We start from the raw sequence: 14,775 nt of genomic DNA on the forward strand, positions 1-14,775 counted from the left end.
GTTTTTTAAAAAACAAAACGCACTACTGGTTTTGTATTTTACCAGTAATACGTTTTTGAATTTTGTCTATCGAAATAATGTTGGCTTTTATAGTTGATCCAGGCTCAAAAACTTCATATTGACTAGTGTTTTTGTCTAAATTTAGATCCTTAATATGAATGAAAAGGTTTTCTTTTAAACCAATATAAACAAATATACCGAAATCAGTTATATTTTCAACTGTTCCAATAACCTCTTCACCTTCACTCAAGTCTTCAAAGTTCGTTATCGAACTTTTTAAAATGAATCCTGTTTTGTCTTTTTTGATCGGTTTAACATTTGATGAAAGCGCCTTTAAAATAAGTTTTATTTCATAAATGTTAACATTATATTTTTGAGCTAAAGTATCTGCGTTTAAAGACGAAACATCAATACCTTCATCAGTTGGTATTAGCCCATTATCATTAATTATTTTTTTAGCAAGATTATATGACTCAGGGTGAATAAAAGTTTTGTCCAAATAATTATTTGTGTTAAAAATTCGTAAAAAGCCAATAGATTGCTCAAAAGTTTTTGCTCCTAACCCTTTAACTTTTTTAAGATCATTTCTATCTTTAAAATCACCGTTTTCTTGTCTATGTTTCACTATATTTTCAGCAAGTTTTGAACTAAGACCTGATATATAAGTTAAGATAGACTTTGTTGCTGAATTAACATCAACGCCGATCTCATTTACTACTTTTTGTACCTTAAAAGTAAGATAATTATCTAATTCTTTTTGATTAACATCGTGTTGATATTGACCAACACCTATTGATTTAGGGTCTATTTTTACATACTCATTGAGAGGATCTAAGAATTTTCTACCAATGTTAATTGCACTTCTTTCTTCAACAGATAAATCAGGAAATTCCTCTATAGCTACTTTTGATGCAGAATATACACTTGCACCTACTTCTGAAACAACGGTATATTTAACTGTTATTTTATTGTTTTTAATTAAGTCAGAAATAAATCTTTCTGTTTCTCTTGAGGCTGTTCCGTTTCCGATAACAATTATGTCAATATCATACTTATTAATAAGTTTTAATACTATTTCAGATGACTCTTTTATTTTTTTAAATGGTTCATGAGGGTAAATTTTATCAATAGCTAAAACATCACCATTTTTGTTCAAAGCTGCAATTTTGCACCCGTTTTTAAAACCAGGATCAATCGATAATAATCTTACATTATCGATTGCAGGAGTATTAAGTAATTTTTCTACTGAATTTGAAAAAATTTCAATTGCAGCTGTTTCAGCTTTTGCAAATAACTCATTAAAAATTTCTCTTTCAATTGATGGTAAAATCAATCTCTTTAACGAATCAATAATAGCTGGCTTAAAATTGTTTTCATTAACTTTTCTTCTATCAATCATATACAAAATATATGATATGAAATTTTCTATTTTATAGTCGAAACTTAATGAAACAATATTTAAATTAACAGCTCTATTTATGGCTAAAATATTATGATTTTTAATATATTTTATTGGAGAACTAAAATCATAATAAATTTTGAATTTCTGCCTTTCATCATTAGCGTTCTTCTTTATTTTTGTTCTTAATAATCCAAAATTATAAATTCTTTGTTTTATTTCCTCTTTTATATTAAGATCTTGAGATATTCATTGAGCTATAATATAATTCGCTTGCTCAATAGCGAATTCTACGGTTGCAACATCTTTTGTTAGATATTTTTTAGCTTCTAGTTTTATATCAAAATTGATATTTTTGTTAGTGAATATCGTTTTTGCAAGAGGTTCTAAACCAAGCTTTATTGCTTCAGTTGCTTTAGTTATTTTACCTACTTTGAAAGGTTCGTATAATGATTCTAAATCACTTTTAATATTTGTATTTTGAATCTTAACCAAAAGATCATCCGTTAAAAGATTTTTTTCTTTAAGGGTTTCAATTATTACTTCTTTTCTTTTGTTAAGTGATTCATAATATTTAAAAAACTTATCAATTTGATAAATTTGCTCTTCATTAAGACCGCCAGTAGCGCTTTGTCTATATCTAGAAATAAATGGAACAGTATCTCCATTAAAAAGCATTTCTAAAACTACTTTAACTTGCTTTTCTGTTATTTTTAATTCTTGACTAGTCGTTGTTATTGCTTGAGATTCTATATTCATAATTATTGCTTTCTATTTTTGTTTTGTGAATTTTGGATTTTATTTCTAAAATGTATTTTTTCAGGCAATGTAGTAGTTTTGAAAATTTTCATAGTTTGTTCAATATCTTCAATATTTATTGATTCAGGTAATTCTTTAGAGTAAAGAGACATGTCATTTATTTTTTCTTCTAGTTCATTTAGCTTGCAAATTATAACGTGTTCAGGAATATTGCTAATTTGAATTATTGCTTCATCAGGTAAAACAATTAATGATGCATACGGAACGTTTTTATTTAAACTTTTTATTACATTTTTGATGTGATATTCATTTTGTAAAATAGGATTATTTACAGGTATTTTTTTATTTTTCTTCTTTAAACTTAAAAAGAATTTTTTACTTCCTGCATCACCTGATATGTTTCCGTTAAAATTTTTATATTCTACAACTACTAAAAAAGAAGGTGAAACAAGAATTGAATCAACTTCATATATATGATTTTCGAATTTATAAACACCACCTTCAATATACCTAAAGTTTGTATTCTTTAAAATTTTTTTTATTCTTTCATTTGCGGCGTCTTCAAACATAAAACCTTTCTTCTTATCTTTATATCCATAAATATACTTCCATAATATATATCACACTATTAAACTTACTAAAATTAAAGTAAATAAGATCATTAATAAAATTGTTACTATTAAAAATTGTTTTTCACTCATATAAGCCCCTTTTATCTTAAAATTATAATATAAAAAATCACCTATGGTGATTTTTATTTATTTTTATCATTCATACTTGGTTTAATCATGTTTTTTGCTTTATAATTTTTAAATCCAATAACTTTAACAACAAAAGGATTAAATACTTTTTCAGTAAAACCTTGTAAGAATATATAGAATAAAGGAGCTATAAAAGTACCAATTAACATAGAAATAGTACCAGATACAACACCATTTCATGCGTATGAAGTTGCATTATTTTCAAGATTACCTAATAAATTATGTGTATATGCTTGGAAACCTTGTGTATTTGAATTTTCGAACATTAATATAGGTAATTGTTGCGCTAAACCTCTTGCTGGGTTAATAGCTGCTGTTCCACCTAAAATACCCATTCAAACACTGAATGAAATAATTGCCATAATAAATGTATCTCTATATTTACCTTCAATTCTTGGTGAAAATATAGGAACTAACAAAATTGTAGTAATTGATAATTCTACAAATACTATTCAAATTGAACCTGTAATTAATTTTGTATCAACTGAACTATTTTTAAATGGTGCAAATACTTTGTCTGCTGCTGAAATAGAGTTTATTGGCATATTTGCAACGAATTCTTGACCAACTTGACTTTTTCCAACTGCATAAATAATTAAACCAGCTAATAATGCACCAATAAATTGCATAAATATCTTAAATGAAGCATATCATCCATCATTTGTTCCATTTAAATATCTTGTTAGAGTAACTGAAGGGTTTAAATCACAACTTCATCTAAGAAATATAAATAATACTATTCCAACAGCTATAAACCCTGCGAAAAATCCTACTAAAGCAGGGTGAATTAAATATTCTTCAATAACAACTGGTTTTGCTTTCGCTAATTTAATAACTGTACTTAATCCAGCTAAAAATAATGAAAGTAAAATTGTTCCAATAACTTCTGAAAATCCGTGAATAACTCAAGTAATTAAGTCTTTTGGTTTTTCAGCATTGATTCTTGTTGATTTTTTTAAATTAAAGTAACTAAATCATGATTTAAAAAATTCTCATGAGCTTTTTAATGTAATATTGTTTTTCTGTTTGTTAACCATTTTTGATCATTCCATTTTCCATAATAATTAATGCATTGTCAAAAATACCTTTTTCTGCTGAGTCAGCATTTTCTAAAGTAACTTTTGCAATTTGTGTTAATGCTAAATCTGTTAAGAATGCTTGGTGAGATGTAATTAATACATTCGGCATCTCAATAAGTTCTTTTCATTGTGGATCTAATTTTTTAAGGTCTTCAATTCTTGCAGAAACATCTTCGTAAAATCTTCCTTCTTCTCTTTCAAGAACGTCAGTAGCAAGACCTTTAATTTTTCCTGATTTTAGCCCGTTAATAACTGCTTCTAATTCTAAAATTTCTCCACGCGCAGTATTAACAACTATGACACCATCCTTCATTTTATTTACAGCAGCTTCATCAATTAAGTACTTTGTTGAAGGCAATAAAGGACAGTGGATAGAGATAAAATCAGATTCTTCTAGCAATTTTGCTAGTGAAACAAACTCAATTCCTAATTTGTCAGCTAAATCAGGAAAATTTTCTTGTGCAAAAGCGTCAAAAACCAATACTTTAGCCCCAGTAGCTTTTGCAATTCTAATAAATGTTTGCCCAATTTTTCCTGAGCCAATAACTCCAACTACAGAGTTACCAATACATTTACCATCAAGTCCGTTTAAAGAAAAATTATATTTTTCTACTCTCTTGTTTGCTTCGATTAGATTTCTATTTAAAGCAGATAAACCTGCAAAAGCAAATTCACCAATACTTTCTGCTGAATAGTTAAAAATTCTAAAAACTTTTATACCTAATTCATTTGCGGCTGCAATATCAATTTTATTGTAACCCATTGATCTTTGGAATCAATATTTAATCCCTAATTTTGATAATACATTTAAAATTACTTTATCTCCATATGTATTAACAAATCCACAAACTGCATCAAATCCTTTTGCTAATTTTGCAGTATTCAAGTTTAAATTTTCTTTGAAAAATGTAATTTCATGTCTTCCTTCGTTATATTTTTCAAAATACTTAACATCGTAGTCTTTTGCATCAAAAAATGCTATTTTCATATTCAACTCCTAAAAAAATTATTTTAAAAATATTTTAATTTCAGCTTTTTAAAATCTTTTTATATTATATAAAAATTTACATTTTTTAATAACTGATTTTTATAATCTTAAAAATAATAAAAATTCAATAAAAAAGTTATTTACCTTATGATAAATAACTATGAAATTAGATGTAGAATAACATGTATTTTGAGCTTATTTTTGAACATTTAACTCCTTATTTAGGAGTTAAATGTTTTTTCATTTTTTATTTATAGAAGTCTGCACTTTTTTGAAAAAAAGTGGCAAAAAACTTAAGCAAAAAAATTTTTTTATTTTTTTGCTTTTTTAAATTTATAAATTTACGCATTTTTTCTAAATTTCCCTACATCAAAAGAGCAATTTTTATTTTTAAAATTTTCATAAAAAATATTAAAATTATTATGCATCAATTCTTATATCATCATTGATGCTTCTGTGCAATGCTCGGAGTATGCTTAAGTATTCGGACATGATTTTATTAGCTTCAAGATTACTATCTTGGGCATTCACGGAAATACTATTAAATTTTGAGATATATAATTCAAGAGTTTTAAAAAACGAATTTGTTTTATTATGGATAAATGCTAGTTTCCCTACGGCTGGAATAGAGTAATCTAATCCTTTCTCTAAAGCTCACATTTCTGTTAAACTTAGATATTTTCCGTTAGGTTCCTTAGCAAAGTATTTTTTATCATTATATTTAAAATACAAATTATCATCCGAAGAATGCACTAATAAAACGTCAGAATTATAAGGGAAGATAATTCTTTTGTTATACATATCAAAGGCTGCGTAATTTTTACCTTGGTATCTAACAACACCATTTAAAACTTTTCTATTAATCTCTAAATCAACGGCTCAATTGCCGTTTTTCTTTCCCTCTTTTTGAAAAACATTTTGTTTAGAAATTATTTTTTTATTCCTGATATTGTAATAATTTTGAAATACTTCATTATTTTTCTTCAAATCATCAATATTTTTATATCCGTTTTCGTGAATAAGTAACGGATATTGGTCTAGTGATGTCCTAAAAGATCTTTCAACATGTGGTTTATGTTTTGGATTTGATGAACTTAGTACTTCTATTCCCTTTTTATTTAAAACTTTTTCAAAGACTGTTTGTGTGTTTTCGCTTCCTCAAAAACTTCTTCTTTTATCAGTATAGATTTTCTTTGGGAATCCATACTTTTTAAATACAATTTCTAGTAGTCTTTGATATCCTAATGTTGTTTCTTGTTCTTCGAATCATGCTGCTAACAATGTTCCTGTTGCTACATCTATTGCATGATAAAGATATAATGGTTTATCATTTTTCAAGTATGGTTCAAGTTGTGCATCAATCTCAACAATTTCGCCGAATTTTAGATTTTTCTTTAGATTTAAAACTTGTCTTTGTTTTTCGTTTTGTTTAATCTGTTGATAATAATTTTTTAATATCAATGTTATATCTTCTGAGGTTTTTTTCTTTGATAATCTTGCAACCCTTCTTCCTCTCTTGGTTGTATGTATATTAAATAAACCTAATTGATTAAATCTCTTAACTAAAGTTTTGTAAGAAATTTTTTCTCTTATAAAAGAACCATACTCAGAATTGAAGTATGTTTTAATTGAAAGTTGATTATTTGTTAGATCTCTATTCAAAATAAACTGACATGTTTCTAAATAATTTTTAAAGACTAATTCTATTTCTGCATCAGTTATTTTGTAATTTCTTTGATGATATTTATTTTTATGTGAGACAACAATTTCTTTTTTGCTTTTAATAACTTTTTTATATCTTTTTACAGTTGATAAACTAAGGTTTGTAATCAAGCTAAGATAAGATAAAGATTTTTCGATATTTTCAGCAATCAATTTTAAAGATTGTTGTTTTTTTATTTCAAATTTTGTTAAATTTTTATACTTAAATAAGTTGTGTGTTATTTTCATAAATAACTTATACCACTTTCTTGTTAAATAGGCTCATTTTATATGAGATTAATATGTGGCTCAAAATATATGTTATTACACAGTTATTTACCTTATGATAAATAACTATGAAATTAGATATTTTTTTATATAATATTTTTGAGCCGACATCGAGATTATAAGTAACTCATTGTCAAACTACCTTCAGAAATGAAGGTTATTTTTTTACTTTATATTTAAGTTTTTCTAAAATTTTTATGACGTACTCATCCATTTTATCACTTAAATAAATCTCAAATTTATTATTTTGTACATTTGAAAAAGCGTGTTCGTCTAGCGTTTTAAGAGATGAAGGAAGAAAAATTTTCTTTAATGAAGTTAAATTATTCAAAAAGTCAGCAGGAAGATTTTCGACGCCGTCAGGTATGATAATTTCTTTAATATTTTTATTAAATGAAATATCATGCATTTTGAATTTTGTATTAGGATGGAATGTAATAGTACTATGAATTTTTTTTGGGATACTAATTATATTTGAAAAATTATTACTATAAAGGATACCTCCATAACTCTGATATCAATAATTTCCTGGTTCAACATTAATTTTTGTTAAATTATCTACATCAATTGAACCTTTTCAATCCTCAATAATTTTTACTGTTTTAGGAAGTGTAATTTCGCTATTTTCATATTTTTTTGGCACAACCAATAATGTTTGCATATCTTTTGTATATAAAACACCATCTTTAGACGCAAAGTGTTGATTTTTAGGACTTACTTCAAATCATTTAACTTTATGTGTTCCACCTGAATAATCAATTCTCTCAATATTTTCTCCTATGTAAAGTCTTTCTGTTGTATCTAAAACGTTTTGTGAAATACTTACAACTTTATGAGCTTCATCAATTGATTCAAGCGGTTTTAATAAATCTTTTTTATCTGTATCTATATTTCTAAAAGCAGAAAAACCTCTATTATATTCATATTCAAAACCTTCTATGGCCTTATGTGCATCAATTACTTGATAAGCTCTATGCCATCTTGAAAAACCTTCACCAGATCCTTTAAAGTTAACATTTCCTCCCCAAGTTGGATCAGAATGGAAAAAGCTATTAGTTTCATCATCGTAAACTAAATTTCATTGGTGATCACCATACTCTGATCAACCAATAACTACAACATTCTTAACATTTATTGAATCTAACATTGCTTTATATAAATTGCTATAACCACCACAAACAGCAAATTTTTTTTCAAAAGCCATTTTAGGATCAATCGCTGCTTGTACGTTTCCGTTATGTGCATATTTTAAATTAGAGTGAATTCAATCATATATAACTCTAATTTTTTCTATTCTGGTATTCGCTTTATCTTTTGCATTATTTAATATTTCTTGTGTTTTTTCTGCAATGAAATCCTTATGAGCTTTTTGATAATCATGCTTGTAATAATCATTAATTGAATCTACAGAAAATAAACTCATAAAATACTTTGCTTCTTCATTTATTTGAATATTTTCATTAACTCTTTGCCCATAATCATTTGGACTTGTGTTTGAATTTTTAGAACCTTCGCTAACCAATAAATCTTCCTTGGTATAACTAACATTTGCTGCCTTTTCGTAATTTGTTTTGACTTCATTAAATATTTTTTCAAGCTCTGTCTTTTGTTTTGAATAATATTCGTCTATTTTTATGTATTGTTTTGTTACAACATTGTAATATGTCTCGTTAATAATATTTTCCAATTGATCTTTATACTCTTTATATTTTAGTTCTTTTAAGTTTTTATCTATGAAAGATGAAACGGAATCTTTTAGTTCTAAATAATTTTCTTGAGGATTATTTTTTGACTCTATTTCTTTTTTCTTTTCTTCTTTGTTTGCAATATTAGTTGGTTTTTTATCATCTTTTTTATTATTTATAACTTCAGTAGGAATGGTTTTATTTTGTTTTTTGTTATCACTTGTTTTCGAAGGACTGGTTGATACTTTTGTTGGATTAATATTTTCTTGTCTTTTAGAAGTATTTTCCTTATCTGTTTCTGATTTAAGAACTGGTTGATTATTTTTTGAGGAATCATCAGTGTTTGTTTTATTTTTATCATTTTTAACAACTTCGTTATTTTGTATGTTGCAAGAAGTTACTGATAACAATGATGCTGACAATATTAAAAATCCCGCTAATTTCTTTTTCATTTTTCTCCTTAATTTAATAATAATTAATTATATATAATTTAAGAAAAAAAACAAAAAAATGGCATATTTGCCATTTTTTTCTATTTTTTGAATTTAAACTCTTCTGGATATGTATTCAATGATTGAGGGAATAAATTAGTTTTCATATTTGGATAAAGTTTTTTCAAAGCTTCACGATAAGAATTTTTTTGATTTTCGCCACCACCATAAATTAAATCATATTCTGGTAGTTTATAATCCGGTCCATATAAACCTTTATAATCAAAACCTTCTGATCTAAAAGCCGCAAACATTCCGGTTCTAGCTGCACCATTACCAGAGTGAAAAATTCCTACTAGTTCATTTTTCTGATTCCTAAATGATGATCCTGATGATCCACCATAAGGCACGTAACTTTTTGATAAGTAGTTTAGACCAAATGCAATTAACTTGTCATTTCCAGATTGGTAGAAATCATCACCGGTATGAGTTGCAGAAATGAAAGCATCTAATACTCCAGGTTTGTTAGTGAAAGTTCTATAACCTAGTTGTGAAGATAAATAATTTCCTAAATCTTTATACTCTTTTGTGTATTCATTTTTATGTCAGTAAAATTCTGGATTAGAATTAGTTCATAAAGAATTGGTTTCTCTTCTATTTCCTCACCTATCATCATTAGGTATTGGATCACCATTTTCATTTAAAAGAAAATAATCTTCAAAAGAAGCTGGATAACCTAATGCATAAAGGTTATCACCTAAATATTCTTTTTTATCACTTTCTTTTTTGAGCATTGGTCTATCTATTTGTGAATAATCACTTAAATAAGAAGTGGTTTTGAATCTTATGTGATTTTGTTCATCATTTGCATAATTATATGTTATAAATTTTGCAAATTCTGAAGGCTTATTCATAATGTCGTCATATTCGTTATCAATAACTCTCGAAGGATTATTTGATAAAGCCCATATTTGACTTGAGTTTATATTATTAAAATCAAATTCTAAAACAGCAAAATCTGCATATTCTTCTAAGTTTTTATATTTTCCTTTCTGAGTTGCTGTTAAATAATCTGAAGGCTTAGAATTAAGAAAGTCTTTTGCTTGAAAAACTTTTTTAACTAAACCTTGCCTAATTAATGGTTGATCAAAATAAAATCTTTCAATATCTTCATCATCATTAACTGTTGAAAATTCTTTATCAAAGTTAGCATCTTCTCTTATTTTAGTTATCATAACCTTAATTGTATCGTCTCTAAAAGCATCGGCAACGTGTAAATTTGTTCCAAAATATCATTTTGTAGGATATGACCCATCTTCTTTTTTCTCAAAATCTAGAATTCACATCGTTCCAAATGTACCATAAGAGTGACCATCTTTAGGATTAGTAAATTCAACACTGTATGTTTGTTTTGCTATTTTTTTATAATGATCGTTAACAAGATTTCTAGCTAACCCACTGTAACGTCATTGATTTCTACCTATAGAATCTGATCTAACAGGTGCTTTATCAACCTCTTTGCCTTCTGAAAGACTTAGTCCTTCAAATTCTCCTTGATCATTAAATTTAGGTAATGTAAAACCTTTTAGATAGCTTGACTCATATGAATCAACGCCGATTTCTTTAGCTTTTTTATCAAAATCTAAAATAGCTTTTTTAGAATTTAAATTAATATCTTTATGATAGTCAGTTGGGCTAATCCCTTTAAATTTCAAATGATTAGATAAAGCTCTTAAATAAGTAATATTTTCAATATCAAACCTGTCTTTATGAGATAAAGATGAATAAATAACATAATCTTGATCAAGAGGTTCATATGGTTCTAATTGTATATTGAAATTATGGTCAGGAGTTCCGTTTTTTGGGTTGTTTCTAAATCCGTTGAAGGTAAATTTTCTTACTATTTTACTATCAGGGTTGTTCTTATTTTCAAATTCAACAATTATACCGATAGCTCCAAGCCAATCAGATACCTTTTGGTCTTTTTGTTCGATAAAATGGTCAATTGATTTAATTGAATAATTAAAGAGACTTGAATTTCCGCCGGAAACACTAATTTGCAAATCATCCAGTTTTAATTCTGAAGGATAAATTTGTAATCTATCAGTTGTTGTTTTAGAAAAAGAAACTAAATTAGCACTTATCTCACCTAATTCATCCATTTCAAATTCAAAATCTTTTTCAACAATATTTGAATTGTATTTCTTGTCTTCTTTAGAATATGTTAATTGTATATTAATATTATCAGATTCAAGTTTTGATAATGTAAACTCACCAATAAAAAGGCCTTTTTCATTTCTTAATGAGTTAAGAGTTACTTTTTCATTTTTATTTATAATCAAATAAAAATTTGAAAGTGTTTTTATATCTATTTCTTGATTAGATGTAAATCAAAAAGTAATTTTTCTTGAATTTTTAGATAGTTGGGCAAGGCCAAAGTTGTTGAAAACATGGTCTTCTAAATTGATAGTTTCTATTTCATTAATAGATCAGTTGTTATTTATTTTAGGATTATCGCTCCCGTTTACGATATCCTTACTAGGTTTTTCAATTGGTTTGGGTTTTGGTTGCATATTTGTAGAATTATTATCAGAAGGGTTATTATTATTATTGTTGTTGTTGTTATCAGTAGAATTATTATTTGTATTGTTTGATCTCTTAACATCACAAGACACACTTACAGAAAGGGTTGTTAAAACAAAAGGCAAAGATAAAAGTCCAAAGGACTTTCAAATTTTTTTAGTATTTTTTCTCATAGAATTATTTTTCTAATTTTCCTTGATTTTCCAATTCTTCATCAGTAGGAATATCCAAGTTAGAACCTATATATTGGAAAATTTCGGGACTTTGTTTAAGGTATTTACCTTCAAGAATTCTAATAACACTATCCACAGTGTCTTCAAGTGGAACGAATACCCCAGGAGCTTTTGTAAAATGTTCAGTCATGAAAAAGTTTTGAGTGAAGAAGTTTTCAAGTTGTAATGCTTTTCTAACTGTGTTTTTACTTTCTTCATCAAGTTCATCAAATCCTAGAATTAAAATAACATCTTCTAAATCTTTGTATGCCTTTAAAACTCTCTTGGCTTCAACTATGGCATCAAAATGTTTTTTACCTAATAATTCAGCACTAACTGAGTTTGATTGACTAGCAAGAGGGTCAAAAGCTGGGAAAATATTTTTTGCTGATTGAGCACGTGAAAGAACCAAACTTCCATCAAGGTGATTAAATACAGCAACAGCAGACGGATCAGATAAATCATCCATTGGTAAGAACATTGTTTGGAATGATGTAATTGAACCATTTTCATTTTTAAATAAACGATCTTCTATGCTTGCAACATCACTTTCTAATGTAGATTGATATCCACCCACAGATGGACGTTTACCTAAAGTAGCACTAGTTTCATTTTCCGCTTGTAGAAAACGGTAAATGTTGTCAATGAATAATAAAACATCTTGTTTTTCATTATCTCTTAGATATTCTGCAGCAGTAACACCAATAGGAACAATTGACATACGCGCACCAGGTGATTCGTTCATCTTAGAAATATACATTACTGACTTGTCCATAAGATTAGATGAATCAAGTTCGTTGTAAAGTTCGATAGCTTCTCTAGAACGTTCCCCTGAACCGATAAATATATTTGATGTATTTTCACTTTGCTTATTTATGTTAAAAATCATCTCTTTCATTAAAACAGTCTTACCAACCCCAGCACCACCAAAAATACCAAGTTTGTAACCTTTAATAATTGGTATAAAGAAGTCAATTGCTTTAATTCCTGTTTCGATAAATTCGATATTATTTGATAAAAATCTTTCATTATTTATTGTTGAATTCATTTCCACTCTTGTAGGATTTGAGTATTGAGGTAATAATGCTTCACCCCTAAATGAATAAATATTATTTAATGAATCTTTACCAACTGGTACCATAAAACTGTGACCTAAATTTGTTACTTCATCATTAATTGAAATTTCTTGCGAATTATAAATAATAATAGCTCTAACTGTTGTATCATTTAAAATCCTCTTAACAAGTAAAAATGTTTTCCCGTAATGAAGAGTTAGTAAATAATTTACTTTTGGAAGATTTTCCTTGCTAAATTGAACTTCTATAACGTCAGATCATAAATTAATAATTTTTCCTGTCATTATTTATCTCCTAATCTTGTAGCCAATTCTTCTAAGTAGCTTTCTTCAAATGCCACAAAATCATGGTCTAGTGTAATATCTCATTTTAACCCAACATAATTAGAATATTGTTTTAATGCTGAGGCAAAAAATGTTCTTAATAATGCATCATCATATACTTCATTATCATCAATAATCTTATTAAATGCTGATTCAGCTTCTTCATTTGTATTAATCAATAAATCTACAAATTGTAAGGCTTTTTCTTGGTCTTTTATACCACTAAAAAGTCCTCATGAAATTAATTTCGAAGTTAATAATACTGTTCTATTTGAATAAATTGCAAAACCTTTTTGATTAAATAGTTTTTCAATTAATTTTCCTTTATTTAATAATTCTGTTGTTTCTTTATTAAAATCATAATCTAACATTGAAAGTTTTAAGTGGCGTTTGTATTTTCTAAATGCTTTACCTATCTCTGCCGCAACTTTTGTAACACTTCTACTTTGAACACTTGAACCTGTACGAGAAACAGAAAGATTAATGTTTATAGCTGGTAAAATACCTTGAGAAAATAAGTCAGAACTTGTAACTATTTGTCCATCTGTTATAGAAATAATGTTTGATGATATTAATGATGTAATATCCCCATCTACTGTTTGTAAAATAGGCAATGCTGTAATAGTTTTTCTGTTAACAAACGAACCTGAACGTTCTAATAATTGTGAATGTGAGAAGAACGTATCACCAGGCATGGCTTCTTTACCAACTGGTCTATCTGTAAGTAGGGCAATTTCACGAATAATATTTGCGTGCTTGGTTAAGTCATCAAAAACAATTAAAACATCTTCGCTATATGAAATATTTTCTGCATGTGCCATACCAATATATGGTGCTAAATATTGTTCAAAAGCACTTGTTGAAGGGGCATCAATTATGATAGTGTTTTCCATTGCGCCATATTCTTTTAGTGTGTTATAAATTCTTGAAATAGCTTCTCTTTTTTGACCTATTGCAACATATATTGACTTAATACCATCTTTTGCTTGATTGATAATTGTGTTTAATGCGATATGTGTTTTACCAGTTTGTCTATCACCTATAATTAATTCACGTTGACCTTTTCCGATAGGAATTAATAGGTCTACAGCAACAATACCAGTAAATAATTGTTCGTTTAAAGTTTTAACTGACATAAGTTCATGAGCTAATTCAAAAACTTTTGCGCCTCTTGGGGGTAGTGTTGAATAATTTTTTTCCGGAAAAGGAAGAACGATATTACCAAAAATATCAATCACATTCCCGAATAAGTTTGAAGGAGTGTCTACTCTAGCTTCGTCATTTTCTAAAATAATCTCAGAACCAATTTTAAGTTCGTTTTCTTTACTGTTAGCAATTAAAAACGCTTTTTCAGATGTAGCATTAATTAACATAAGTTTAATGCTAGGGTTATCTTTTAAATGGTAAAATTGTCTTTGCTTATAGTGGAAATTACCTGTAACTTCTACTATGTAATCAAATATAGATGTAATTATTGGATTTTTATTCAT

General features: G+C 27.2%; 9 protein-coding genes. All 9 read right to left on the reverse strand.

Annotated elements, in window-relative coordinates:
* Positions 1-22: 22 nt before the first annotated feature.
* Entirely contained in the window at positions 23-2,158 is a 2,136-nt protein-coding gene (locus tag AXW82_RS01090) for a helix-hairpin-helix domain-containing protein (RefSeq protein ID WP_004794813.1), read from the reverse strand.
* Positions 2,159-2,160: 2 nt separating this feature from the next.
* Positions 2,161-2,859: a nuclease-related domain-containing protein gene (locus tag AXW82_RS01095; RefSeq protein ID WP_004794810.1), complete on the reverse strand. Its 699-nt coding sequence runs from the start codon at positions 2,857-2,859 to the stop codon at positions 2,161-2,163.
* Positions 2,860-2,912: 53 nt separating this feature from the next.
* A complete protein-coding gene (locus tag AXW82_RS01100; RefSeq protein WP_004794808.1) occupies positions 2,913-3,956 on the reverse strand; it encodes an aquaporin in 1,044 nt (347 codons plus the stop codon).
* Positions 3,949-4,986, reverse strand: coding sequence for a 2-hydroxyacid dehydrogenase (locus tag AXW82_RS01105; protein ID WP_004794806.1), 1,038 nt, complete (start codon positions 4,984-4,986; stop codon positions 3,949-3,951). The genes AXW82_RS01100 and AXW82_RS01105 overlap by 8 nt, the downstream gene beginning before the upstream one ends.
* A gap of 420 nt (positions 4,987-5,406) precedes the next feature.
* Positions 5,407-6,936 (reverse strand): DDE-type integrase/transposase/recombinase, encoded by a 1,530-nt coding sequence (locus tag AXW82_RS03615; RefSeq protein WP_060913326.1) that lies wholly within the window; start codon positions 6,934-6,936, stop codon positions 5,407-5,409.
* 196 nt (positions 6,937-7,132) lie between these two features.
* The gene (locus tag AXW82_RS01115; RefSeq protein WP_004794804.1) at positions 7,133-9,112 is read right to left on the reverse strand and encodes a leucine-rich repeat protein; all 1,980 of its coding nucleotides are present in this window, start codon (positions 9,110-9,112) and stop codon (positions 7,133-7,135) included.
* 80 nt (positions 9,113-9,192) lie between these two features.
* A complete protein-coding gene (gene mip / locus AXW82_RS01120; protein ID WP_004794802.1) occupies positions 9,193-11,847 on the reverse strand; it encodes an Ig-specific serine endopeptidase MIP in 2,655 nt (884 codons plus the stop codon).
* 4 nt (positions 11,848-11,851) lie between these two features.
* On the reverse strand, positions 11,852-13,246 hold the full coding sequence (locus AXW82_RS01125) for an MSC_0618 family F1-like ATPase beta subunit (RefSeq protein ID WP_004794800.1): 1,395 nt from the start codon (positions 13,244-13,246) through the stop codon (positions 11,852-11,854).
* A complete protein-coding gene (locus AXW82_RS01130; protein WP_004794798.1) occupies positions 13,246-14,775 on the reverse strand; it encodes an MSC_0619 family F1-like ATPase alpha subunit in 1,530 nt (509 codons plus the stop codon). Before AXW82_RS01130 ends, AXW82_RS01125 begins: the two co-directional genes overlap by 1 nt.

Source organism: Mycoplasmopsis canis PG 14 (assembly GCF_001553195.1).
GTDB classification, from domain to species: domain Bacteria; phylum Bacillota_I; class Bacilli_A; order Mycoplasmatales; family Metamycoplasmataceae; genus Mycoplasmopsis; species Mycoplasmopsis canis.